Annotated in this window: 22 protein-coding genes; 7 read left to right on the top strand and 15 right to left on the bottom strand. The window is 58.7% G+C overall.

The features are described 5' to 3' along the window. Positions 1-11: 11 nt before the first annotated feature. Positions 12-1574: a phospholipase D family protein gene (locus tag BUE38_RS05155; RefSeq protein ID WP_234986797.1), complete on the top strand. Its 1563-nt coding sequence runs from the start codon at positions 12-14 to the stop codon at positions 1572-1574. A 41-nt stretch (positions 1575-1615) separates the two neighbouring features. Here the strand turns inward: BUE38_RS05155 and BUE38_RS22365 are convergent, their stop codons facing one another. Beyond that, on the bottom strand, positions 1616-1795 hold the full coding sequence (locus BUE38_RS22365) for a hypothetical protein (RefSeq protein ID WP_143166203.1): 180 nt from the start codon (positions 1793-1795) through the stop codon (positions 1616-1618). 25 nt (positions 1796-1820) lie between these two features. Next, positions 1821-2270, bottom strand: a complete 450-nt coding sequence (locus BUE38_RS05150; RefSeq protein ID WP_084541736.1) for a GFA family protein — start codon at positions 2268-2270, stop codon at positions 1821-1823. Between the two features lie 94 nt (positions 2271-2364). Here BUE38_RS05150 and BUE38_RS22880 point away from each other — a divergent pair, with 94 nt between their 5' ends. Then, a complete protein-coding gene (locus tag BUE38_RS22880; protein WP_159438851.1) occupies positions 2365-2520 on the top strand; it encodes a hypothetical protein in 156 nt (51 codons plus the stop codon). 17 nt (positions 2521-2537) lie between these two features. On the opposite strand, the gene BUE38_RS05145 is transcribed toward BUE38_RS22880, so the two are convergent. The 4 genes from BUE38_RS05145 to BUE38_RS05130 all read right to left on the bottom strand — a co-directional run bounded on the left by BUE38_RS05145 (position 2538) and on the right by BUE38_RS05130 (position 6491). After that, positions 2538-3017 (bottom strand): peroxiredoxin, encoded by a 480-nt coding sequence (locus BUE38_RS05145; RefSeq protein ID WP_073433969.1) that lies wholly within the window; start codon positions 3015-3017, stop codon positions 2538-2540. Positions 3018-3064: 47 nt separating this feature from the next. After that, positions 3065-3754, bottom strand: a complete 690-nt coding sequence (locus tag BUE38_RS05140) for an SDR family oxidoreductase (RefSeq protein WP_073433968.1) — start codon at positions 3752-3754, stop codon at positions 3065-3067. 246 nt (positions 3755-4000) lie between these two features. Continuing rightward, a complete protein-coding gene (locus tag BUE38_RS05135; protein WP_073433967.1) occupies positions 4001-5350 on the bottom strand; it encodes an MFS transporter in 1350 nt (449 codons plus the stop codon). 460 nt (positions 5351-5810) lie between these two features. Next, positions 5811-6491, bottom strand: coding sequence for a murein L,D-transpeptidase catalytic domain family protein (locus tag BUE38_RS05130; protein ID WP_073433966.1), 681 nt, complete (start codon positions 6489-6491; stop codon positions 5811-5813). A gap of 415 nt (positions 6492-6906) precedes the next feature. On the opposite strand from BUE38_RS05130, the gene BUE38_RS05125 reads away from it, so the two are divergent. Both BUE38_RS05125 and BUE38_RS05120 read left to right on the top strand, forming a co-directional pair. After that, positions 6907-8616 (top strand): L,D-transpeptidase family protein, encoded by a 1710-nt coding sequence (locus BUE38_RS05125; protein WP_084541735.1) that lies wholly within the window; start codon positions 6907-6909, stop codon positions 8614-8616. A gap of 32 nt (positions 8617-8648) precedes the next feature. Continuing rightward, the gene (locus BUE38_RS05120) at positions 8649-9734 is read left to right on the top strand and encodes a TraB/GumN family protein (RefSeq protein ID WP_084541734.1); all 1086 of its coding nucleotides are present in this window, start codon (positions 8649-8651) and stop codon (positions 9732-9734) included. Between the two features lie 27 nt (positions 9735-9761). Here BUE38_RS05120 and BUE38_RS05115 read toward each other — a convergent pair whose 3' ends face one another. Further along, positions 9762-10661, bottom strand: coding sequence for a LysR substrate-binding domain-containing protein (locus tag BUE38_RS05115; protein ID WP_234986774.1), 900 nt, complete (start codon positions 10659-10661; stop codon positions 9762-9764). Between the two features lie 104 nt (positions 10662-10765). On the opposite strand from BUE38_RS05115, the gene BUE38_RS05110 reads away from it, so the two are divergent. Then, entirely contained in the window at positions 10766-11992 is a 1227-nt protein-coding gene (locus tag BUE38_RS05110; protein WP_084541733.1) for an MFS transporter, read from the top strand. Between the two features lie 12 nt (positions 11993-12004). Here BUE38_RS05110 and BUE38_RS05105 read toward each other — a convergent pair whose 3' ends face one another. Beyond that, positions 12005-12463 carry an Lrp/AsnC family transcriptional regulator gene (locus BUE38_RS05105; RefSeq protein WP_073433962.1) on the bottom strand — a complete coding sequence of 153 codons (459 nt, stop codon included), beginning with the start codon at positions 12461-12463 and terminating at the stop codon, positions 12005-12007. A 317-nt stretch (positions 12464-12780) separates the two neighbouring features. Here BUE38_RS05105 and BUE38_RS05100 point away from each other — a divergent pair, with 317 nt between their 5' ends. Further along, on the top strand, positions 12781-13740 hold the full coding sequence (locus tag BUE38_RS05100) for a nucleoside recognition domain-containing protein (protein ID WP_073433961.1): 960 nt from the start codon (positions 12781-12783) through the stop codon (positions 13738-13740). 53 nt (positions 13741-13793) lie between these two features. Here BUE38_RS05100 and BUE38_RS05095 read toward each other — a convergent pair whose 3' ends face one another. Genes BUE38_RS05095 through BUE38_RS05085 form a run of 3 tightly spaced genes read right to left on the bottom strand, consistent with a single transcriptional unit; the run spans position 13794 to position 17307 of the window. Beyond that, positions 13794-15017: a nucleoside permease gene (locus tag BUE38_RS05095; RefSeq protein WP_073433960.1), complete on the bottom strand. Its 1224-nt coding sequence runs from the start codon at positions 15015-15017 to the stop codon at positions 13794-13796. A gap of 41 nt (positions 15018-15058) precedes the next feature. After that, positions 15059-16135, bottom strand: a complete 1077-nt coding sequence (locus BUE38_RS05090; RefSeq protein WP_073433959.1) for a sugar phosphate isomerase/epimerase family protein — start codon at positions 16133-16135, stop codon at positions 15059-15061. Further along, positions 16132-17307 carry a Gfo/Idh/MocA family protein gene (locus BUE38_RS05085; RefSeq protein ID WP_073433958.1) on the bottom strand — a complete coding sequence of 392 codons (1176 nt, stop codon included), beginning with the start codon at positions 17305-17307 and terminating at the stop codon, positions 16132-16134. Before BUE38_RS05085 ends, BUE38_RS05090 begins: the two co-directional genes overlap by 4 nt. A 332-nt stretch (positions 17308-17639) precedes the next feature. On the opposite strand from BUE38_RS05085, the gene BUE38_RS05080 reads away from it, so the two are divergent. Further along, a complete protein-coding gene (locus BUE38_RS05080) occupies positions 17640-18641 on the top strand; it encodes a LacI family DNA-binding transcriptional regulator (protein ID WP_073433957.1) in 1002 nt (333 codons plus the stop codon). Between the two features lie 5 nt (positions 18642-18646). Here BUE38_RS05080 and BUE38_RS05075 read toward each other — a convergent pair whose 3' ends face one another. The 4 genes from BUE38_RS05075 to BUE38_RS05060 all read right to left on the bottom strand — a co-directional run bounded on the left by BUE38_RS05075 (position 18647) and on the right by BUE38_RS05060 (position 21557). Further along, a complete protein-coding gene (locus BUE38_RS05075) occupies positions 18647-19261 on the bottom strand; it encodes a LysE family translocator (protein ID WP_073433956.1) in 615 nt (204 codons plus the stop codon). A 190-nt stretch (positions 19262-19451) separates the two neighbouring features. Then, positions 19452-19967, bottom strand: coding sequence for an invasion associated locus B family protein (locus BUE38_RS05070; RefSeq protein ID WP_073433955.1), 516 nt, complete (start codon positions 19965-19967; stop codon positions 19452-19454). A 610-nt stretch (positions 19968-20577) separates the two neighbouring features. Beyond that, complete coding sequence (locus BUE38_RS05065; protein WP_073433954.1) at positions 20578-20793, bottom strand: hypothetical protein; 216 nt, start codon at positions 20791-20793, stop codon at positions 20578-20580. Positions 20794-21341: 548 nt separating this feature from the next. Then, positions 21342-21557 (bottom strand): hypothetical protein, encoded by a 216-nt coding sequence (locus tag BUE38_RS05060; protein ID WP_073433953.1) that lies wholly within the window; start codon positions 21555-21557, stop codon positions 21342-21344. Between the last annotated feature and the right edge of the window lie 234 nt (positions 21558-21791).

Below are 21791 nucleotides of genomic sequence, written 5' to 3'. Positions count from 1 at the left end.
CCTTGAACAACGTGATTCGATTCGTTGCTGCTCGCTGCGTGCCGGTGACGGCCTTGATGCTGATGGGCGCACTGACGGCCTGCAGCACTCTGCCTCCCCCGGAAGGGCGCAGTGTGACCCATGCCATACCGGTAGAGCTGACTCGGGATACCTCGCTCGGTCGGCTCATCGCGCCAGCGATGGAGGCACATCCGGGCGAGAGCGGTATCTACCAGTTGCGCCAGCCACTGGATGCCTTTTCCGCCCGCTGGTTACTGGCGGCAGCGGCGGAGCATACGCTGGATATCCAGTACTACATCTGGAACGACGATGTGACCGGCACCATGCTCTACAAGGCGATGCTGGATGCGGCCGACCGTGACGTGCGAGTGCGTCTGCTGCTGGACGATATCAATACGGCCGGTCGTGATGAGAAGATTGCCGCGCTGGATGCCCATCCCTATATCGAAGTTCGGCTGTTCAACCCCTTTCTGGTGCGCTCACCGCGATTGGTGGGGTATATCACCGACTTCCACCGAGCCAACCGCCGCATGCACAACAAGTCGTTCACCGTGGATAATCAGGCCACCGTGATCGGAGGGCGTAACATCGCCGATGAATACTTCGGTGCCAGCGAGGCAGTGTCCTTTGCAGACCTTGATGTGGTGGCGGTGGGGCCTGTGGTGCAGGATGTTTCCGCTGATTTTGATCGCTACTGGGCCAGTGCCTCGTCCTGGCCGGCATCAAGGGTACTGGCCTCGGTTGGGCCGCAGGGGCTGGAACGTTTCCAGCAGGAGGTCAATGCGGCGGTCGACTCGCCCGAGACGCTGAAATATCGTCAGTCGATCACCGAAAGCCCGCTCGGTCAGGCGCTGGAGCAGAGTGAGGTCGACCTGATCTGGGCACCGACGACACTGGTCAGCGATGATCCGGCCAAGGGCCTGGGGCTTGCCAAGGATGACGGTCTGCTTACCGATGGTCTGCAGCGAGTGATTGGCTATCCACAGCAAAGCGTATACCTGGTCTCGCCGTACTTCGTGCCGGTGGAAAGGGGCACCCGGTTGTTCTCGGAGATGGAACAGCGAGGGGTCGAGGTGACGATTCTGACCAATGCGCTGGAGGCGACTGATGTGGCTGCGGTGCATGTCGGTTATGCCAAGCGACGTCGCGAACTACTCGAGGCCGGGGTGCAGCTGTTCGAACTCAAGCGTCGTGGTCCAGGGATGGAAGGTATCCGCGATGCGGCAGGCCCTCTGGGCAGTTCCGGCGTCAGTCTGCATGCCAAGACTTTCGCCGTGGACGGCGAAAAGCTGTTCGTGGGGTCTTTCAATTTCGACCCACGCTCCACAGAGCTCAATACCGAGCTGGGATTCGTGATCGATAGCCCGGAACTGGCCGAGATGCTGGCGGAAGTCTTCAATACCGACGTGATCGAGCATGCCTATGAGGTCAAGCTTGACGACAACGGCGATATGTACTGGCTCGAGCGCACCCCACAAGGGGTTCTGCGTTACGACCAGGAACCCAACTCAAGCCTGTTCAGGCGCGGTGCGGTGTCGTTCATCTCGCTGCTGCCGATAGAGTGGCTACTGTAAGGTCACCATGGGAAAGTACAGACGCCAGGGAATCGGCCGTGTCATGGTCGGTTCCGTGGGGTTGAGCCAGCGTTTTCGCTATTGACATGGCAATCAAATAGCTCATCCTGATCGATTTGATTGTCGTCCGCACCACACTGGCGCAGATGCGCGGATCTGCTGGTGTGGTGCGGTCTCGCGTCGGCCTGATGGCCGACGGCGGCACGTCCATGTGCCGCCATTAACCCAACATGAAAGCATGCCGGGTTAATAGTCTCCCTGACTGGCGTTGAAGGCTTCGAAGACTTGCTGTCCGGTGAGGTTCTGGGTCTCGTTGCCGAAGTGATACCAGCCCGGTTTCTCATCAATGAAGATCTGGCTGTCGAGCGTCCAGGCTTCACCGTGATCGACCAGCCCCACCGGCACGGCATAGTGCTTGTCGTCCTTCAGGCGATAGAACAGGTGTGTACCGCATTGGCTGCAGAAGGCACGTTCTGCCCAGTCGGATGACGAGAAGTAGCTCACCTGGTCCTCGCCGTCGACCTTGACCTGGCGTACTGACTCGAGTGCCAGCAGGGGACCTCCGCCCCAGGTACGGCACATATTGCAGTGGCAGGCACCGACATTCTGTTTCTCCAGTTCCACCGCGAGGTGGACGGCGCCACACAGGCAGGCGCCATTCAGCGTCATGGCTGGGGTCTTTTCCGGCTCATCCATCACAGTCATCTCCAGGCTGGTTGGTGGGGTGTCCGGCTGGCGGACATCAGAGCCCTTCCAGAGTATTAACCCGGCATGCTTTCATGTTGGGTTAATGGCGGCACAGGGACGTGCCGCCGTCGGCCATCAGGCCAACGCGAGACCGCATCACACCAGCAGATCCGAGTATCTGCGCCAGTGTGGTGCGGACGACAATCAAATCGATCAGGATGAGCTATTTGATTGCCATGTTAATAGTAGTCCAGAGTGAGATGGCCTACCTGCAGACTACAGACGAGACATTACGGTGTCGGCGCTGGAAGCCTCGATCACGCCACGCTCGGTGTCGACACCGAGATATTCGACGATGCCGTCATTGACGATCATCGCATAGCGAAGGCTGCGGACGCCCATGCCGCCAGCGCTGGCATCCTTGTCCATGCCGATGGCGCGGGTGAAATCAGCGTTGCCGTCGGCCAGCATGGTGATCGCCTCGGCGTTCTGATCCTTCTGCCAGGCGCCCATGACAAAGGCATCATTGACCGCCACACAGGCCACAGTATCGACCTTATCGAGCAGCTTGTCGGCGTTGACCACGAAACCGGGCATATGCGTATTGGAGCAGCCGGGAGTGAAGGCGCCAGGGACGGCAAACAGCACAACCTTGCGACCGGAGAAGATCTCGCTGGTGGTTACCGGGCCGGGACCATCGGCAGTGTTGGTGAACAGTGTGACATCAGGCAGGCGCTCGCCTGTGGTAATGGTCATCAGAGGACTCCTTGGACGAATGTTGTATGAGTGTCCTCTGCACTGTATCAGTTCTCGACATGAAAGGAGGGGGGGATCAGTATCCTGCTGACGTCGGCATGGAGGGGTTGGGCGAGGGCATGGGACACAGCGTTGGCGATATCCCGGTCCTGCAGAGTGCCATCCAGTGAGGCATCGAGAACGGAATCACCCGCCGCCCCCGGCTCGATCATGGTGACGCGCACGCCGCTGTGCTCGAGTTCTCTGCGCAGATTGTAGCCGATGCCGGTTATCGCCCAGCGGGTGATGTTGTACATCGAACCGGGGGCGACAGGGCATCCGGTGGCGAATCCGGTCAACAGGATATGGCCCTGGGTCTTGCGTAGAGAGGGGAGTGCGGCCTGGATGGCAATGCCGACACTGTAGACATGGGTCATCAGCATGTCTTGCCAGGTGTCGGTGTCGGCGCTGCCAAGGCCGCGGGCATCACTTTCCCTGATCGGGCTGGCGAAGATGGCGTCGATGTGGCCGAAATACTCCAGCGCCTGTTCGATCATGATCGCCTGATCCTGGACACTGGTGGCATCGACCTCCACCGCCACGACATTCTCCGGGCCGAGTTCCTGGGTGATGGCTTCCAGGCCGCTGCGGGAATCGGCGGCCAGAACCAGCCTGTAGCCTTCACGACTTGCCGCACGGGCGGTGGCCATGGCAACGCCAGTGGTGGCGTTTGTGATCAGCAATACCTTGTCTTGCATTGCACAGTCCTGTCCGACTCCATTTTCGTGACCCGCACATCTGCCGGGCTCTGCTCCAGAATGAATACTTCATGAACTTATCGCAATATTCATAAGAGGTAGCGTGGATCTGCATCAGGAAATAGGCGAGCCCGGCAGAGAGCCGGGCTCGGGGAGGACTGGGCTGTGGCGCCATGTGCTTTGGAGAAATGTCCTGTTGCGAAATGTACGGTTGCGAAATGTACTGTTGCCACCGGATGCAACCTGTCAGCGCAGTGACAGTGCGGAATCGCCATTATCTCCTGCGGCCTCACTATAGGCTTGAGCCTGTTGTTCCTCGACCTCGGGAGAGAAGCGCACCAGTAATGTGCAGAGTGAAGCCACCACCACGGCGATGCCGAGGTAGAACAGGCCCTGCTGCCAGGACAGGGCTTCGGAACGGAACAGAAAGCCAGCGGCCACTGCTCCGGCATTCCCACCGGCACCGACGATCCCGGCCACGGCACCGAGGGCTCGCTGATTGATGAAGGGGACCACACCGAAGGTGGCACCTTCGGCCATCTGCACGAACAGGCTGAAGACCAGCATGATACCGATGGCCAGTGCCAGCGCCTGCATCTGCGAGAAGAACATCAGTGCCACACCTTCGCAGAGTAGCGCGATGAACAGCCAACGCACCCGGCCCCTGAGTCCACTGCGGCGTGCAAAGAGGTCGGAAAGAACACCTCCCATGGTACGAGCAAAGATGTTCATCAAGCCGAACAGCCCGGCGATCAGTCCCGCCGTAGCCAGACTCAGGTCGAAGTTGTCGAAGAAGTAGATCGCCGCGATGTTGTTGATCGTCAGTTCCACTCCAAAGCAGGCGGCATAGACCACGAACAGTGCCCAGACCCGGATGTCGCGAGCGGCGGCACCGAAGGTACTGGACATGCTGTTGCTGCCGCTGGATGGCTCCAGTTCGCCGCGCTGACGCAGCTCGCTGAAATTGCCGTCCGGCGCATCCTGGGTAAAGAGGTAGTAGCAGATCCCTGTGATGAACAGCACGATCCCCGGGACCACCATGGCCAGTCGCCAGCCCAGCGTTTCACTGACCCCCAGCATCAACAGGCCAGAGAGGATCAGCGGCATCAGTATCTGCGTGGTGCCGCCCCCGAGATTACCCCAGCCTGCCGAGGTGGCATTGGCGGTGCCGACCACGTTGGGCGCAAACATGATCGAGGTGTGGTACTGAGTGATGACGAAGGACGCACCAATGGCACCGATGGCCAGGCGTGCGAGGAAGAATGACTCGAAACTGTCGGCAAGACCGATGCTCATGACCGGTAGCGAGCCGAGACACAGCAACCAGGTGTAGGCCAATCGAGGGCCGATGCGATCGCACAGTACACCGATTGCCAGGCGCACGATCACGGTAATGGCGACGGAGGCGATGATGGTGTTGCCGATCTGGGTTCGGGTCAGTCCCAGGTCATCGCGTACCACGGCCATCAATGGTGCGATTCCGAACCAGCCGAAAAAGCACAGATGAAAGGCGAGCCAGGAGAAGTGGAAAGCTCTCATCTGGGGAGTCTTGAAAGTCAACAGGCGAATCCTGTTGGCCTTGTGGCGAATCTGCATGGAGTAGCCCCTTGCCCTTGGTGGTGGACGAGTGAATGACGAACACACGATCTCTGCTGGCCTTCGCCGTTGAAGGTCGGGTTCGACGCACTCGTGCCTGGGGCCTGGTCCACGTCGATTCTCGGAGAAGAGTCTCCTCCGTCACACGCGCAGCTTAGCGCATACCAAACCTAAGCATGAGCGATGCCATTGTCGTGGTTTTTGAATTAATTCAATCGGATGGAATATGTTGAAGGGTGTTGGGTGCGCCAGACGTCGATAATGCGCTGCAACAGAGTGCATGCCATGCCGGCTGATGCATGTTTATGGTGCTGAGGGAGAGTGCTGCACTCTTGCAGGGCTCTTGTGGGAATGCAGGCGAGCATGCTGACGGGAAACATTCTGGTTCGGTCAATGCGGAGCGAGGCACCAGTCGGGGCGAGATTCTGCGACCTCCTCCCCGAGCCGTGGACCCGTTGAGTCAGTTCTGCATCGCCAGTTGATGTGCTGAAGTCGGACAGCGAAGGAAGGCAGAGCTGCGTAACCAGTTCTGGTCTGGATAATAGGTGAAGAGATACTGATTGTCCTTGATGCTGTTGATCAACGGAATGGCGACTTCAGAACGAACGGCAGGGCAGCCGTGACTGCGGCCAATACGTCCGGTCTTCTCGATGAACTCCTCGCTGACATAGTCGGCACCGTGGATCACGATGGCTCGGTCGAAGGCATTGTCATTGACGCCGGGCTCCAGGCCCTGAAGTCTCAGAGAATAACCGTTGCTGCCATCGTAGCTGTTCAGGGTACGAAACAGGCCGATGCTCGACTGGTGGCTCTCGGGAATGTTGGAGAAAGTGCTGGCAACTGCGTCGCCGGAACCGGCGCCATGGGATACCAGTTCGCGAAACAGCAGCTGTTGTTGCCGCAGGTCGAAGACCCACATGCGCGGTTGCGTTGAGGGCAGTGAATAGTCGATGACCGCCAATCGCTCGGCACCGGGGTCCGCGCAATGGATCGCCCGAGCCGCCAGGGTCAGAACGCCCGGGTTGGCTCGGGGAGCAAGACGGCTCAGAGTCTGGGCCAGTGGTGGCCAGGTGTCTGGTTGAGGAGTCAGTGCCTGTTGCATGAAATTCTGTGCACTGGCGGGCGCAGCCAGTGCAGCCATGAGCGATAATAATGAAACAGTCTTGAACGGCAGGAATAAAACAGCCCTGAGCGATTGAGATGAAACAGTCCTGAGCGATTGAGATGAAACAGTCCTGAACGGTTGAACTGAAACAGTCTTGAACGGTTGAGATGAAACGGCCCTGAACGGTAATGATGAAACAGCTTTGACCGATAATGATGAAAGAGAACGCAGACACTGGGACATATATGAAAAAGGCGTTTGACGTGACATCTCTCGGGCATCCTGTTGGTGATGTCGCAATGCGAACTGGATGTTTGTTGTTGGCCGGGTCCAGGTGGACCAGGTTGAAGCTCAACTGTCAGGCATTATAGCGCCATATCTCTGGGATCAATTATGACAATAAGGCGCAGGATGGCCAGTTTTCAATAGAACCAGCGTGGGGGAATTTATCATGTTCAGTACTTGTTCACTGGTCGAGCAGTGTCGAAGAGTATCGCATAAAGGGGCATTGTTGCTGTTGCTGACGACTTTACCGTGTTCGGCTTTGGCCGTCTCTACCGACGCTGCTACTGGCCCGCCGGCGGTGGGTATTGATGGGAGCATCAACGTAGAGCACAGCCTTGCCGACCAGCCTGCCACTGTCGGCGGCGTATCTGACTCGGCGCTGGGTAACCTCGACGAGCTGCAGCGCTTCTACGCGCTACGTGGCCAGCGCCCGGTATGGACCAACATGGCGCGCGTCGACGCCCTGGTGGCAGCACTGGAAAGTCTTTCGGGTGATGGTTTGATGCCCTCCGACTATCACCCTCGGCAACTGGCTATCGAAGGTCAGCAGGCGTTGGCGTCGAGGCAAGGGAGTACGGCCCTCCGCGCCTTCGAAAGCAAGGCTACCAGTACTCTTCTGACTGCCATGGCTCACCTGCAACGTGGCAAGGTCGACCCGCACCAGATCGATAATGGGTGGGAAGTGGATATCGCTCCTCCCTCCTTCGACCTGGTCACCATGTCGCTAGAGCTGGATGAGGGGGATGTCGAGGCGGTGATCGAGCTGGCACGTCCCGATTTCGAACCCTATCGTCAACTGCGGTCGGCGTTGGCCGAGTACCAGAGCATTGAACAGCAGGGCGGTTGGCCATTGCTGTCCGCGCGCGATGAGCCGCTGCGTCCCGGGGATCGCGATCACGATGTGGCCATGCTGCGACAGCGCCTTGGCATGGAGGGAGGTGATGGAGTCATCGCCGCCGATACCGGCTATTATCCACAGGTCTCACTGGATGCCCCGGACGCCGAAATCTACGATCCACAACTGGTTGAGGCCGTGCGGCGCTTCCAGCGCCATCACCTGCTGGCTGATGATGGCGTGGTGGGACCGGACACCCGTCTGGCGCTGAACGTGTCGGTGTCCCAGCGTATCGATCAGATTCGGGTCAACATGGAGCGCGTGCGCTGGTTGCTGCACGGGCTGCCGGACTCCTTTGTGCTGGTCGATATTGCCGGTTATCAGTTGACCTACTTCCGCCCTGATGGGCAGGTCTGGCGCAGCCGCATCGTTGTCGGCCAGCCTTATCGACGTACGCCGACACTGCGCTCGGAGATTACCTACCTGACCCTCAACCCGACCTGGACGGTACCACCGACCATCTATCGGGAAGATATCCTGCCGAAGGTCCGCAACAATCCAGGTTATCTGGCCAGTCGTGGCCTCTATCCGCTGACACCATCGGGTCAGCGTCTGGATCCGCATGCCGTGGACTGGTCCAATCCAGGAGGCGTGATGCTGCGACAGGGAGCCGGTCCCGGCAACCCTCTGGGGCGGCTGGTGATTCGCTTTCCCAATGATCATCTCGTGTATCTCCACGATACTCCGTCGAGGCATCTGTTCGATCGCGCCCAACGCGCCTTGAGTTCGGGCTGTATCCGTGTCGAGGGGGTCACGCAACTGGCGCAGATGCTGTTCGATGACTCGGGGACATCGGCGAGCGTCAGCCGTCTGCTGGCGGATGGCAAGACCCGCAATATCTCGCTGGAGCGCCATATTCCGGTGGTGCTCAATTACTGGACCGTTCAGCCGGAAACTGACGGCAGTCTGGCATTCCGTCCGGATATCTACCATCGCGACACCGATGTGGTGGCGGCGCTGGACCGCCCTCTGGTGCTCTGAGTAGAACCTCTGATGACGAAAGGAACAGCGATATGAAGAAGAACCAACAGGGACGGGCGTTACACGCGCGGGTTGCTCATTCAGGGGGGAGAGATAGCGTTTGGCGATGGCTGCAAGGCCTGCTTGCCGGGGCCGTGGCGTTGTGGTCAGGATCGGTAATGGCCGCCAGTTGCACCGGCACCGACCTGATGGCGGCCATGCCCGGTGACGAACAGACCAGGCTCGAAGCCGCTGTTGGCAAGGTGCCCTATCACCAGGGCGTACTGTGGCGAGCCACCAGAGGTGATGCAGAGATCACGCTGGTCGGCACCCTGCACCTCGACGACCCTCGTCACCACCAGACCCTGGATCGCCTATCCGAGACACTGGACAGTGCGGCGGCGTTGTATGTCGAGGCTGGGCCGGAAGAAATGGCGAAGTTGAATCAGGCTCTGGCGGAGGGGACGCTGTTGCTGGTCGATGAGGGCACCCCAGCATTATCGCAGCGGCTGAACCCGGATGAGTGGGAGGCCGTTTCCAGTGCCATGGCCGAACGCGGGATTCCCCCTCAGGCTACTGCAGTGCTTCGGCCCTGGTTCGTGATGCTGATGCTTGGAATGCCTCCCTGCCTGGTGCGATCAGCAGACGGCAGCGGGGAGCTCGAGGGATTGGACGGGCTGTTGATCGAAAGGGCGCAGCAGAGCGGGTTGCCGATTCATGCCCTGGAGCCGTGGGAGACACTCTTCACGATGTTCTCCGATCTGACGGCGGAACAGGAACTGGACATGATCCGTGCTTCCATCCTGGCGGGTACCTATGCCGATGACTATGCGGTCACCTTGACTGAAGCTTACTTTGCCGGTGATGTCTGGTCAGTATGGGAATTTATGCGTCTGGAAGAATACAGGAGTGCGCGGTTCACCCGAGATGAAGTGGATGAGCAGTTCGCACTGGCGCAGAGTTCGCTCATGGATCAGCGCAACCAGCAATGGCTTGGTCCCTTGACGGCTGGTGCCGAGGCAGCCGCAGCTGAAGAAAAGGGAATCGTGGCGGGATTTGGCGCCCTTCATCTACCGGGGGAGCAGGGCGTACTCAAGTTGCTTGAGCGGGATGGCTGGGCCATCGAGCGGCTGGATTGAGGCGCCTGTCCATGGATGACATCGCGTTCATGGAGCTGGCGGTGTTGCGATTCCCTCGTCCTGTAACGAGTCCAACAACCAGCGTTTGACGTGGCATGTCGCTGCTGTGATCGGTGCGCTACGGCGATGCACCAGGTATAGGTTACGTCGAGCGGCCATGTGTAGATTCAGTGGCTTGACCAGCCGTCCGGAGCTGAGAGCATCGCCTGCCATGACACGGTCGCTCAAGGCCAGTCCCAGCCCCTGTTCTGCAGCCTGTAGAGCCAACTGTGATTGATCACAGTGCAGGCCCATGGTGTTTTCAGCCGAAAGCGCTCCACAATGAATCAGTCGGTGCCAGTCCTGATGAAGGATATCGTGGATCAGCGTTACACCATCCAGGCGCCCGTTGGTCAGGGCGGCGTGGGTATCCAGGTAGTCGGGACTGCATACCGGAAACACATCGAGTTCATACAGTAGCGTGCAATCCAGTGCCGGGTCGGGATGGGGCAGATAGCGCACGGCCAGGTCGGCGCCACTATCCTCGACAGAATGCAGGACAGCGGAGGCCTGTATACGCAGCTCGATATGTGGGTGCTGCTGGCGCAACGCTGGTAGATGTCGGCCGATGCACATCATGGCAAAGGACGGAGGCATGCCGAGCCTCACCACCTGAGTTCGGTTCACCTGCTTGACTGAGCGGCTGATATTGATCAGATCACCCATCAGCGGCGCCATGCTCCGGTAATAGGCGTGTCCTGCGTCAGTCAATTCGATGGAGCGTGTTCGCCTGTGGAACAGCGCAAATCCCAGCCAGTTTTCCAATAGACGTACCTGCTGACTGACAGCACCCGAGGTGACGGCCAGGTCCTGTGCTGCCTGCTTGAAGCTGAGATGTTGGGCGGCAATGCAGAAACACTGTATGGCCTTCAATGGCGGCTGGCTCATGAGAGAGAATTTCTCCTTCATGGGAGAGAAAGAATTGATTTGTCTGTATGCCAGCACTTTCCTGATCATGAGGCAACTATCGATTGATGCAAGGAGTCTGCTTCATGCAGCCAGCCACCATGAAAAATCGAATTTCTCCTGCCAACCTACTGCTTATCGTCAGTGGTTGTGTGCTGCTGATGATGTCCTTCGGTCTGCGTTCCAGCTTCGGACTGTTTGTCTCTCCGATCAGCGAGGCCAACGGCTGGGGGAGGGATATCATCGGCCTCGCGTTGGCCATCCAGAATCTCGCCTGGGGAACCATTGCCATTCTCGCAGGAGGACTGGCAGACCGCTTCGGCAATGCCCGTGTGCTGGTCGTGGGCAGTGTGCTTTATGCGCTGGGAATGTGGATGACTGGGGGTGTCAGCGAAATATGGGCTCTGCACAGCGGTGCTGGTCTGCTGGTGGGAGCCGGAGTCGCTGGTACGGCGTTTGGCATCGTATTACCGGCCATGGCCAGAGCGGTAGCGCCCGAGCAACGTCAATTGGTGCTGGGCGTAGGAACCGCTGCGGGCTCCATGGGGCAGTTTCTGCTGGTACCGGTGGCCCAGCGCTTGATGGAGGCCTTTGGTTGGGCTGGTGCCTTGCATGTAATGGCCTTGATGGCCTTGCTCATGGCGTTACTGGCCATGCCTCTAGCGGCGCGCCAGATAGAGGCCGGGGCTGGCAAGGCTGGGGAACGTGGCTTCAGTGAGACTTTGACACTGGCTCGTGGGCATCTTTCCTATTGGCTGTTGACGCTGGGCTTCTTTGTCTGTGGCTACCATGTCGCTTTCATCACCGTGCACATGCCGGCTTTCCTTGGGGATGCGGGCTTCGACCCGGCGGTCGGAGCCTGGTCGATCAGCCTGATTGGGCTATGCAATGTGGTGGGCTCTCTGGCGTCAGGAGCAATTTCCGGTCGAGTTTCGATGCGCCTGGTGTTGATCATGATCTATGCCGGTCGCGCGGTAGCGATAGTTGCGTTCATGCTGTTACCCCTCAGTCTGGCTTCCGTGCTGGTATTCAGTTGCGTAATGGGGCTGTTGTGGCTGGCTACGGTGCCGCCAACTACTGGCCTGGTCGCTGCCATGTTTGGTACACGCTACATGGCAACGCTCTATGGCGTCGTGTTCTTCGGTCACCAGGTAGGCAGTTTCACCGGCGTATGGCTGGGCGGTTGGTTGTACGAAAACACGGGAAGCTATGCCGGGCTGTGGTGGAGCGGGGTGGCGATGAGTCTGGTAGCCATGGCGTTGCATTGGCCAATTCGGGAGACTGAAGCGACGCCACGTGCAGTAGCTGCATAGGCTTGCTCCGCGTCATCGAAGCAGGTGGATGGCGGTATCGAATTTCTTGCGGTCGCGGGAAATCAGCGTGCGGAACTTCCTGACATTGTCGTCGGCGTAGAGCAGTTCGTCGCAGAAACGATCATAGGCATCCATGTCGGGGACTTCGACGATCAGCACGAAGTCGATTTCCCCGGTGACCTGATAGCACTGCTTGACCTCCTGGATCGCCGTCGCCCGTTTCAGAAAGCGGGCATAGAGATCCTTGCGGTCCCTCTCCATGGTGACCTCAACCACCATATGCATACAGAGCCCCACCGCAGCGGGATTGACCAGCACCACCTGGCGCTCGATGATGCCGCTGCTCCACAGTCGCTTGACGCGCTTGAGACAGGCGGAAGGGGATAGTCCCACGGTATCTGCCAATGCCTGATTGGTGAGGCTGGCGTCCTGCTGCAATTGGGTCAGTAGGCGTTGGTCGATCGCATCCATGACGGCATCCTCAAGTGATGAGCTATGAGCTATGAGCTATGAGCTACGAGCTACGAGCTACGAGCTGGCCCATGTTCGTTCCCGACGAACATGGGCACTTCCCACGTCCATGTGGGTCGCGAGCTACGAGTGTTGCTCTGGTGTGCTCCTGGCTTCTGCTGGTATCTCAATGCCTGCTTTCGTCGCTGAAATCAATAATCTGCACTTTCATGGCATCACAACGATACAAGATATGTCGTAAATAAGGTATTTGACAGAAGATTTTGCAGCCTCATTGGTACCATTGGTTATCGTTGATTATTGGAGATCGGGGCGGTATGTCATCCAATGTTGTGGGTTCTGCACGCCGGTTCTTGATAGATGTATTGCGAGTCTATACCGCCTTGCTGAAGGTGCTGGTACCGGCGCTGATTGTGGTGAAGATTCTCGATGAGCTTGGGGCGACGGTCTGGTTGGGCCACCTGTTGGCGCCATTGATGCAACTGTTGGGATTGCCGCCGGAGTTGGGTATCGCCTGGGCCGCGACCTTGTTGACCAATATCTTCACCGGGCTGGTGGTGTTCTTCGAGATAGCGGGTGGCATGTCACTCAGCGTGGAACAGATCACCGTGTTCAGCGCACTACTGCTGATCGGACACTCGATACCGGTGGAAGGCGCTGTGGCCAGGCGGGCAGGGGTACCATGGTGGGCGACTATTGTCCTGCGTCTGGGAGGCGCGCTGCTGTTTGCCTTACTGCTGGGTGCTTGCTATCGCCTGGTGGGCGATGATCCACGGCCGACCGAACTGGTATGGCGACCAGAGCCGGCTGCCCCGGGGTTGGCTGGTTGGCTGGTCAATCAACTCGAGGCCCTGGTAATGATCTTCCTGATCATCCTCGCCTTGATGGCGTTGCTCGCCGTGCTCCGGCGGATGGGCGTCGAGCGTGTCATCCACATAGCGCTGTCCCCCTTGCTGAGAATGCTCGGTATCGGACGAGCGGCGGCCAATGTGACGGTGATCGGGGCAACTCTGGGGCTGACGTACGGCGCCGGACTACTGATCCGTGATGTGGATAGCGGGGTGATGGGCAAGCGCGACAGCGTCCTGGCGCTGTGCTTTCTAGGCCTCTGCCATAGTGTGATAGAGGATACCTTGCTGATATTACTGCTGGGCGCGGATCTGTGGGCGGTACTGTGGGGACGTCTGCTATTCGCGGTGGTGGTCATTGCCATCATGGCTCGCTGGCCGAGTCACTGGCTACCCACTCGTCTCGGCAATAGCAGCATCGGGTCCTGATCTCGGCCAGCAAACTCGGCCATCACCCTGATGGAGATGGCCGAGTTGCAGGGTTACTGAGTATTCTGTGCAGCGTTGGCTGCACGTGCCCGGAAACTCACCGCAAACAACACCAGTACCGCAATGGCGAAGATCGCCGGGAACTGCCAGATACCGGACCAGTCATGACCCTCCGCCGTGGCATAGTGATCGGTGATCATGCCGGCAATCCAGAAACCGATCAGCATACCGACGCCATAGGTAGCGAGCGTGATCATGCCCTGGGCGGAGCTCTTGAAACGCTCTCCGGCACGAGCATCGGTATAGATCTGTCCCGAGACGAAGAAGAAGTCGTAACAGACGCCATGCAGGGCAATACCAATCAGCAGTAGGGCAATCCCTGAGTCGGCATCACCGATGGCGAACAGCGCGTACCGAACGGCCCAGGCCAGCATCCCCACGATCAGCGTAATCTTGATACCGAAGCGGTGGATGAAGACCGGCAGCAGCAGCATGAACAGAACTTCCGAGATCTGCCCGAGGGTCATCTTGCCGGTGGGATTGGCAACGCCGATTTCCGCCAGGAAGGGGTTGGCGTTCTGGTAGTAGAACGCCAGCGGAATGCAGATCAGGATCGAGGCGACAAAGAAGATCGCATAGTTACGGTCCTTGAGCAGTGCCAACGCATCCAGTCCCAGCCACTCACGCCAGCCGGACTGCCCCGTATTGGCCTTCGGCGGTGTGGCCGGCAGGGTAAAACTGTAGAGCCCGAGCAGCAGGGACGCCAGTGAGCACATCAGGAAAGTGTTGCGTAGCGCACCGGCGGTAATCGCTTCGCCGCTGTCCCAGGCAAACAGATAGCTGATGGCCAGTCCGGCGACGATCCAGCCGATGGTGCCCCACACCCGTATGCGGGCGAACTCCCTGGACGGATCGTCCATCTGACGGAAGGACACCGAGTTCACCAATGCCAGGGTCGGCATGTAGAGGATCATGTAGGCCAGTACCAGCGGGTAGAAGGCGGTGAAGGACTCTGCCTGGTACAGGCAGAACATCAAGCCTGCACCGACCAGATGCAGGACACCGAGAATACGTTCCGCCCGAAAGTAGCGGTCGGCGATCAAGCCGATAATGAAGGGCGCGATGATCGCGCCCCAGGATTGTGTCGAGAACGCCATGCCGATCTGACCGCCAGTGGCACTCAGATTCTGGGCCAGAAAGGTTCCCAGGGTGACGAACCAGCCCCCCCAGATGAAGAACTCGAGAAACATCATCAAACCGAGCCGGGCGCGTATCATTGTTGGTGCCTCCTGATGGATCGATGTTCTGGTGGTTGAGATCAGGGCGTCAGGCCGAGGATGCGTCGATTGCGCTCAGGACTCGCGTCGACGGCGACAAAGTCGTCGAAGCTATGCGTGGCTCGTTCAATCAAGTGGTGCTCGATGAAGGGAGCGCCTTCTGCAGCCCCCTGGGCTGAGTCCTTGAGGCAGCACTCCCATTCGAGTACTGCCCAGCCATCGAAGCCATACTGGGTCAGCTTCGAGAAGATCGCGCTGAAGTCGACCTGACCGTCGCCCAGTGAGCGGAAGCGACCGGGACGATCCTGCCAGTCCTGGTAACCCCCGTAGACCCCGCTGCTGGCGGAGTATTGATACTCGGCATCCTTGACGTGGAACATCCGGATCCGCTCGTGATAGCGGTCGATGAAGCCCAGGTAGTCGAGCTGCTGCAGAATGAAATGACTGGGGTCATAGAGCAGATTGGCGCGGGGATGATGATCCACCGCCTCGAGGAAACGCTCGAAGCTGGCGCCATCGTGAAGGTCTTCACCCGCGTGTACCTCGAAGCACAGGTCGATGCCTTCTTCATCGAAGACCTCGAGTATTGGCTGCCAACGTCGGGCCAGTTCCTTGAAGCCTTCTTCGATCAGCCCCGCCGGACGCTGTGGCCAGGGATAGAAGTAGGGCCACATCAAGGCGCCGGAGAAAGTGGCGTGGGCATTGAGCCCAAGGCGGCGGCTGGCGCGTGCCGCAAGTTTCAGTTGCTCCACGGCCCAGGCCTGGCGCTGCTGTGGTTTGCCACGCAACTCGGGGGGGGCGAAGTCATCGAACAGGTCGTCAAAAGCCGGATGAACTGCCACCAACTGGCCCTGGAGGTGGGTGGACAGTTCGCTGATGGTCACGCCGGCCTGTTCGTAGCGAGCCTTGAGTTCGTCGCAGTAATCCTGGCTATTGGCGGCCCGTTCGAGATCAATGAAGCGGGCGTCCAGGGTCGGTAACTGAACGGCTCGATAGCCTTGAGATGCGGCCCACTGAGCGATGCTCTCGAGGTTGTTGAAAGGGGCCTCATCGCCGATGAACTGAGCAAGGAAGATGGCCGGTCCCTTGATCTGGCTGTTGTGCATGGAAGTGGTCATTGTGCGGGCTCCCGATCGACAAAGGTGGTCCATTTGCTGTCACTGGCATGGCTCTTGAGTACTGTCTCGATGAACGCCAGACCGCGCAGTCCGTCAGCCAGACCGGGGACACCAGTGGCGGCTCCGGCCTGCTCGGCGCGTATGGCACGAGCCATGTCTCGGTAGAGATTGGCCATGGCCTCGATATAACCCTCCGGATGTCCGCCGGGAATACGCAGGCGTTCCAGGGCCACCTCGTCGAGACCGGGCTGGTCGATACCGGCACGCAATGTCTGTGGGGGGCTGTTGAGCAAGGTAAGGTGCAGACGATTGGGGTCACGCTGCAGCCACTCCAGGGCACCATGCTCACCATACAGACGCAGCTTCAGGCCATTCTCTTCGCCGGTACAGACCTGGCTGGCAATCAGCGTGCCACTGGCGCCTTCGGCGGTCTGGAACAGGATGTCACCATCGTCGTCGAGCTGACGTCCCGGTGCATGGATCGACAGTGAAGCACAGAGGCGCTCGATATGGTGACCCGAGGTAAACTCGGCGAGTCCAAAGGCATGCGTGCCGATATCGCCCATGGCGCCGCTGCTGCCGGACAGTGCCGGATCAGTACGCCAGGCCGCCTGGCGGTGGCCATCGGCTTCCAGTTGGGTGCCGAGCCATCCCTGGGGATACTCGACATGGATCTTGCGTAGCGCACCGAGACGGCCCTGGCGAACCAGCTCTCGTGCTTGCCACACTAGAGGGTAGCCCAGGTAGGTATGGGCGAGACCGAAGACGCGGTGACTGGCAGAAAGAGCTGCCTGCAGACCGCTGGCTTCGTCGAGATCGCGGGCCAGCGGCTTCTCGCAGAAGACATGAAAGCCAGCTTCGAGTGCCGCCAGACTGACAGGAACATGGAGGTGGTTGGGGGTGACTACGGCGACCATTTCCATGCGCTGGTCGGCGGGCAGGGCAGATTCAGCTTCGAACATCTGCTGCCAACTGGCGTAGACTCGGCTATTGTCGATGGCACAACGAATGCCACTGCGGCTATTGTTGTCGGCATCACGACTGAAGCTGCCACAGACCAGCTCGAACTCACCATCCAGGGCTGCGGCCATGCGATGGACCTGGCCGATGAAGGCGCCTTCTCCGCCGCCGACCATTCCGTACCGGATGCGGCGAAAGGGAGCATCACTCATGGGACCTCCGGGTATGTACAAGAGTATTCAATTGACCATGGAAATTGGTCGATGTAACCGGTTACATTGGTTCGTGCCCAAATCATGTAACGGATACTGGTGCGGAACAATGCGACCTAAGTCGTGACCTGATGTCAGAGGATTGATTTCACGTCTCTTTCGGGCCGGCCATTCAGGCTTGAGGAGGAGAGGGCCTCCAACGGTTGGAGGTTGCCGTTATCTGAAGAGAAGGTTCAACGCATTGAAAACTGTTGCAAAGTCTGACTTGAATTAGACTGTATGTCTTGGGCAACCCAATATTCGAGCGCAAGTGAGGAAAAGAGACTGCGAGTATGACCAATATACGCAAGGTGGCGGAGATGGCTGGCGTGTCGGTCGCGACAGTCTCTCGAGCATTGAAGTCGCCGGATGTCGTGTCCCCCGAGACCCGGGAGCGTGTTCTGGCCGCTGTCGAGCGTAGTGGGTACCGTCCCAACATGACCGCTGTCCAGTTCCGCTCCCAGCGGACCCGTAATCTCGTCGTGCTGGTGCCAACGGTTGCCAATACCTTCTTTGCACGGGTGATCAGTGGCATTCAGGAAGCGGCCAGTCGGCAGGGGTATGCCGTGTTGTTGTGCAATACCATGGCCGATGAGCAGGCCGAGCGCGATTATGCCGCCATGGTCACCAACCGCCAGGCAGATGGCATCATCCAGCTGCGGGCCTTCTATCCGTTTGATGATCAGCAGAGCCTCGACCCCCTCCCCATGGTCAATGCCTGTGAGGTCATGGACGACGCGCTCTGCCCCCGCGTACACCTGGACAATCGCGCTGCAGCCCGCGTAATGACTGAGCACCTGGTTCAACTGGGGCATCGCCGTATCGGCATGATCAAGGGGCCGCGCCTGAGCCCCTTGACCCGTGACCGACTACGCGGCTATCAGGAAGCGTTGGAGGATGCAGGGATTCCGCCGGATGAGAAGCTGATCTGCCCCGGGGATTTCTCGTTGGCTTCCGGGTATCGCGCAGTAGCGTCGCTGCTGGAGCAGCGCCAACGCCCAACAGCGATCTTCTGTGAGAATGACGAAATGGCCATTGGCGCCATCAAGCGTCTCAAGGAGGCCGGCCTGCGTGTTCCCGAGGATATCTCGGTGGCGGGCTTCGATGACATCTCCTTTGCACGCTACAGCGACCCGCCAATTACCACCATTGCCCAGCCCGCCGAGGATTTTGGTCGTGAGGCCGTGTCCCTGTTGGTCAGTATGATCGAGGGCACTGACGTCAAGCGGGATGCTCGTCGCACCATGCCTTTCGAACTGGTGGTAAGAAATAGTACCGGACCGGCTCCTCTCTGAGCGGATCAGCGCTCGCTGACCGCCAGTCTTGCTCCCAGCAGGACAAAGACCCCGGCAAGGCTGCGCCGCATCCAGGCTTGTACCGACGGGCGGTCGACCACATGGCGACGAAGCCAGGCTGCGCCACAGCCGTAGCCGATGAATATCACCAGAGTCACCAGCATGAAGACCGCGCCCAGCATGAGCATTTCGATCACGGCGGCAGGCCCACTTGCGCTGACGAACTGTGGCAGAAAGGCGAGAAAGAACAGTGACAGCTTGGGGTTCAGGACGTTCAGCAGAGTACCTTTGGCAGCGGTGCGCATCATTGAATGGCGGGGTGACGCGGAAGTTTCAACGGCCAGGGGAGTGGTGTCACGCAGCGTTCTCCATGCCATGTACAACAGATACAGGACACCGAGGACCTTGATGATCTGAAAGGCCAGGGCACTGGTATGCAATATGGCAGCCAATCCCGTGACGGCGGCGATCAGCGAGGGCAGGATGCCCAGAGTACAACCTGCGGCTGCGGCAATACTGGCGCGAGCACCATCTGTCAGGCCAATGGAGAGGGTGTACAGCACACCGGCGCCGGGAGCGAGTACTACGACCAGCGTCGTCAGTAGATATTCGGGGGACATCGGCTAGTCCTGTTGGTGGGAGCACTCAACAGGTATAGCACAGCAATCACTCGCTGATAGAGTATGTTGGCGACAAACCGCACGCCACAGCGTTGAGGGAGTGATGAGTTGCAGGAATGGTGGGTCGTGAGTCCGGCGGTAGGATGGAGGTCACCGGTGGCCGACTGACCACCGGTGAGCGGGGGTCCGATCAATTCTGGTCGATGCGCTGCTTGGCGTCGCTGAAGCCCATCAGCGAGACGTTCAGGTTAACGCGTTGCCCATTCGGGTCGATCATGCTGACAGTGGCGGAGCTGCCACCTCGCAGTTGAGTGAGCAGTTCCGGCCGGATCGGCAGGTCGGCACGACAGCCCTGGGGTACGCACATCTGATAGGGCATACCGATAGGTTCATTGCTGCCAACCTGGAGCTGCAGCCCCGGAGCCAGGCGCACACCCAGTGGAGTCAGGAAGGTAATGGCGGAGCTGTCGAGCTGCGGTGGATTACCGACAACGACACGCAGCACCGGCTCGCCATTGGAACCGTCGACCAGTTGGGTCATGGAGCAGTCGCCATCGGCAGCGTTCACTGGGCAATTCACCTCCCAGTCCTGAAACTGCTCGGTGTCGACTGCCGGGCCTGAATCCTGAGCGAACGCCGCGGGCGACAGGGCCATCAAACCAAGCAGGCCTGCAGTGCGTAGGCGGGACGCTAGTTGATCAAACATGAAGAGACTTCTCCTTTCCTTTCCGTTGGAGAGACGTGATTCTGAACACGTGATTCCAAACACATGGTTCTAGATGCATGGTTCTATATACATGCTTCCAGGTACATGGCTTCAAGCACATGGTTCAACACAGAACGTCCCACCCAGGCGAATGCTTGTGGGCTGGTATCCTGCAAGCAAGGGTGCTGAGGCATGGAATACACAGTAATCCTGCCATGCAAGAATGCCGGAGCCGGTCAGGTGGATGCAAGCACCACCTCACCTGAATGCTGGCCTGGAACAAGGGATACGAGGCTTCTGCGTGACGAGAGGGCCGAATATGCCTGAAGGCCACCGGGGCTCGAGCCAGGGCTCTGAGTGTCTCCGGATGACGTCGTTGTGCCAGCCCGACGGAGCACAGAAGTATAGTCGCGCTGGATTACGTCACCGACGCAAGGCCGCTCGAGCTCAGGTCCTCGGACCAACGTCCAGGGGGCAATGTCCAGGGGGGGGGCAATATCAGAGTAAGACTGCATCGTCGCGATCCATCAGGGGGGAGCGTAAAGGTGCTTTATGGGTAGGGGAGGTATGGCTGGCCTCCTGATGGAGGCCAGCGGAGGGTCGTTAGCTGTTACTGTTCGGACTGAGTTTCCATCTGCTGCTTCTTGAGTTCTTCGACTTCGGCTTCCAGTGCGTCAATACGATCCTGCATCGCTTCCTGGGCCTCCATATAGCTCTCGTCCAGGGCTTCGCGAGACTCGTTGAGTGCTTCGGAGTCCATGGCGGATGCAGCACCGGCTACCAGCATGAGGGACAGCAGGGCACCACCAAGCATTGAGGTTTTCATGTGACTCTCCTTGAAAGAAGTCCTTGAAAGAAGTGTGTCTACAGCATTGAGGCTTGATATCAAGTGCAAGGGCCGGGGAAAAGCGCAAGGGTAGCTTCTTTATCTCTGCCTTATCTCCACCTCCGTTTTCCCTGCCATAACTAAGCCATCTCTTGATGAGCTTTTTGCACAAGTTCAGGTATATCTTGAAGCGAGCTATAGGGGTAGGGGGGATGCATGGTTTGGCATAGGCAACATGTCTTGGTGACGATTCGGCACAATGCTGGGTTTTCTTCAGCGCGTGGATTGTCACGAAAAATACTGGTCGATCATCGATGACGGAGCCACGTTGCAGACAGAGAAATCAGGGTCTGGAGGTTTTCTGATAGAGATGAAAGGCTCTTTTCATGGAAAACCATTTTTGCTGCTGCAAGAAGTTTCCCGAGAAATGCCATGAGGCGGCATGGCATGGATATGGGCCATGCACCTGAATCTCATCGTGTGGTTTGAGGAAAGCTCTGCTGGTCTCCACCGGAGAACCGGAGACCAGCAGAGAGCGGCCCGTTCTGTTATTTCTCGGACTGGGCTTCCATCAGCTGTTGCTTGAGTTCCTCGACTTCAGCTTCAAGCGTGTCAATACGATTCTCCATGGCTTCCTGGGTTTCCATGTAGCTCTGGTCCAGGGCTTCACGGGATTCATTTAGTGCTTCGGAATCCATGGCGGATGCGCCACCGGAAACCAGCATGAGGGACAACAGGGCACCGCCAATCATTGAGGCTTTCATGTAACTCTCCTTGAACAACACGCGCTCTTCAGCGACGTGCAGTTTAGCTGTTATGGGAAACCTGAGACGTGGAGGTCTTTTTCCGCACGTCCCACCATTAGGTCACCTCTGGACCGATTTCCTTACATCAGGGATACACGTTTTTCTGGATCCCTGAAGAAAGTCTACCCATCCTGAACAGGCGCGGGAGGAATGATGTGTGTAGGAAATTGCTTATTCTGGATGTATGGACAG

The organism is Halomonas cupida (assembly GCF_900142755.1).
Lineage (GTDB): Bacteria > Pseudomonadota > Gammaproteobacteria > Pseudomonadales > Halomonadaceae > Halomonas > Halomonas cupida.
This window is presented reverse-complemented; position numbering and strand designations above follow the sequence as displayed.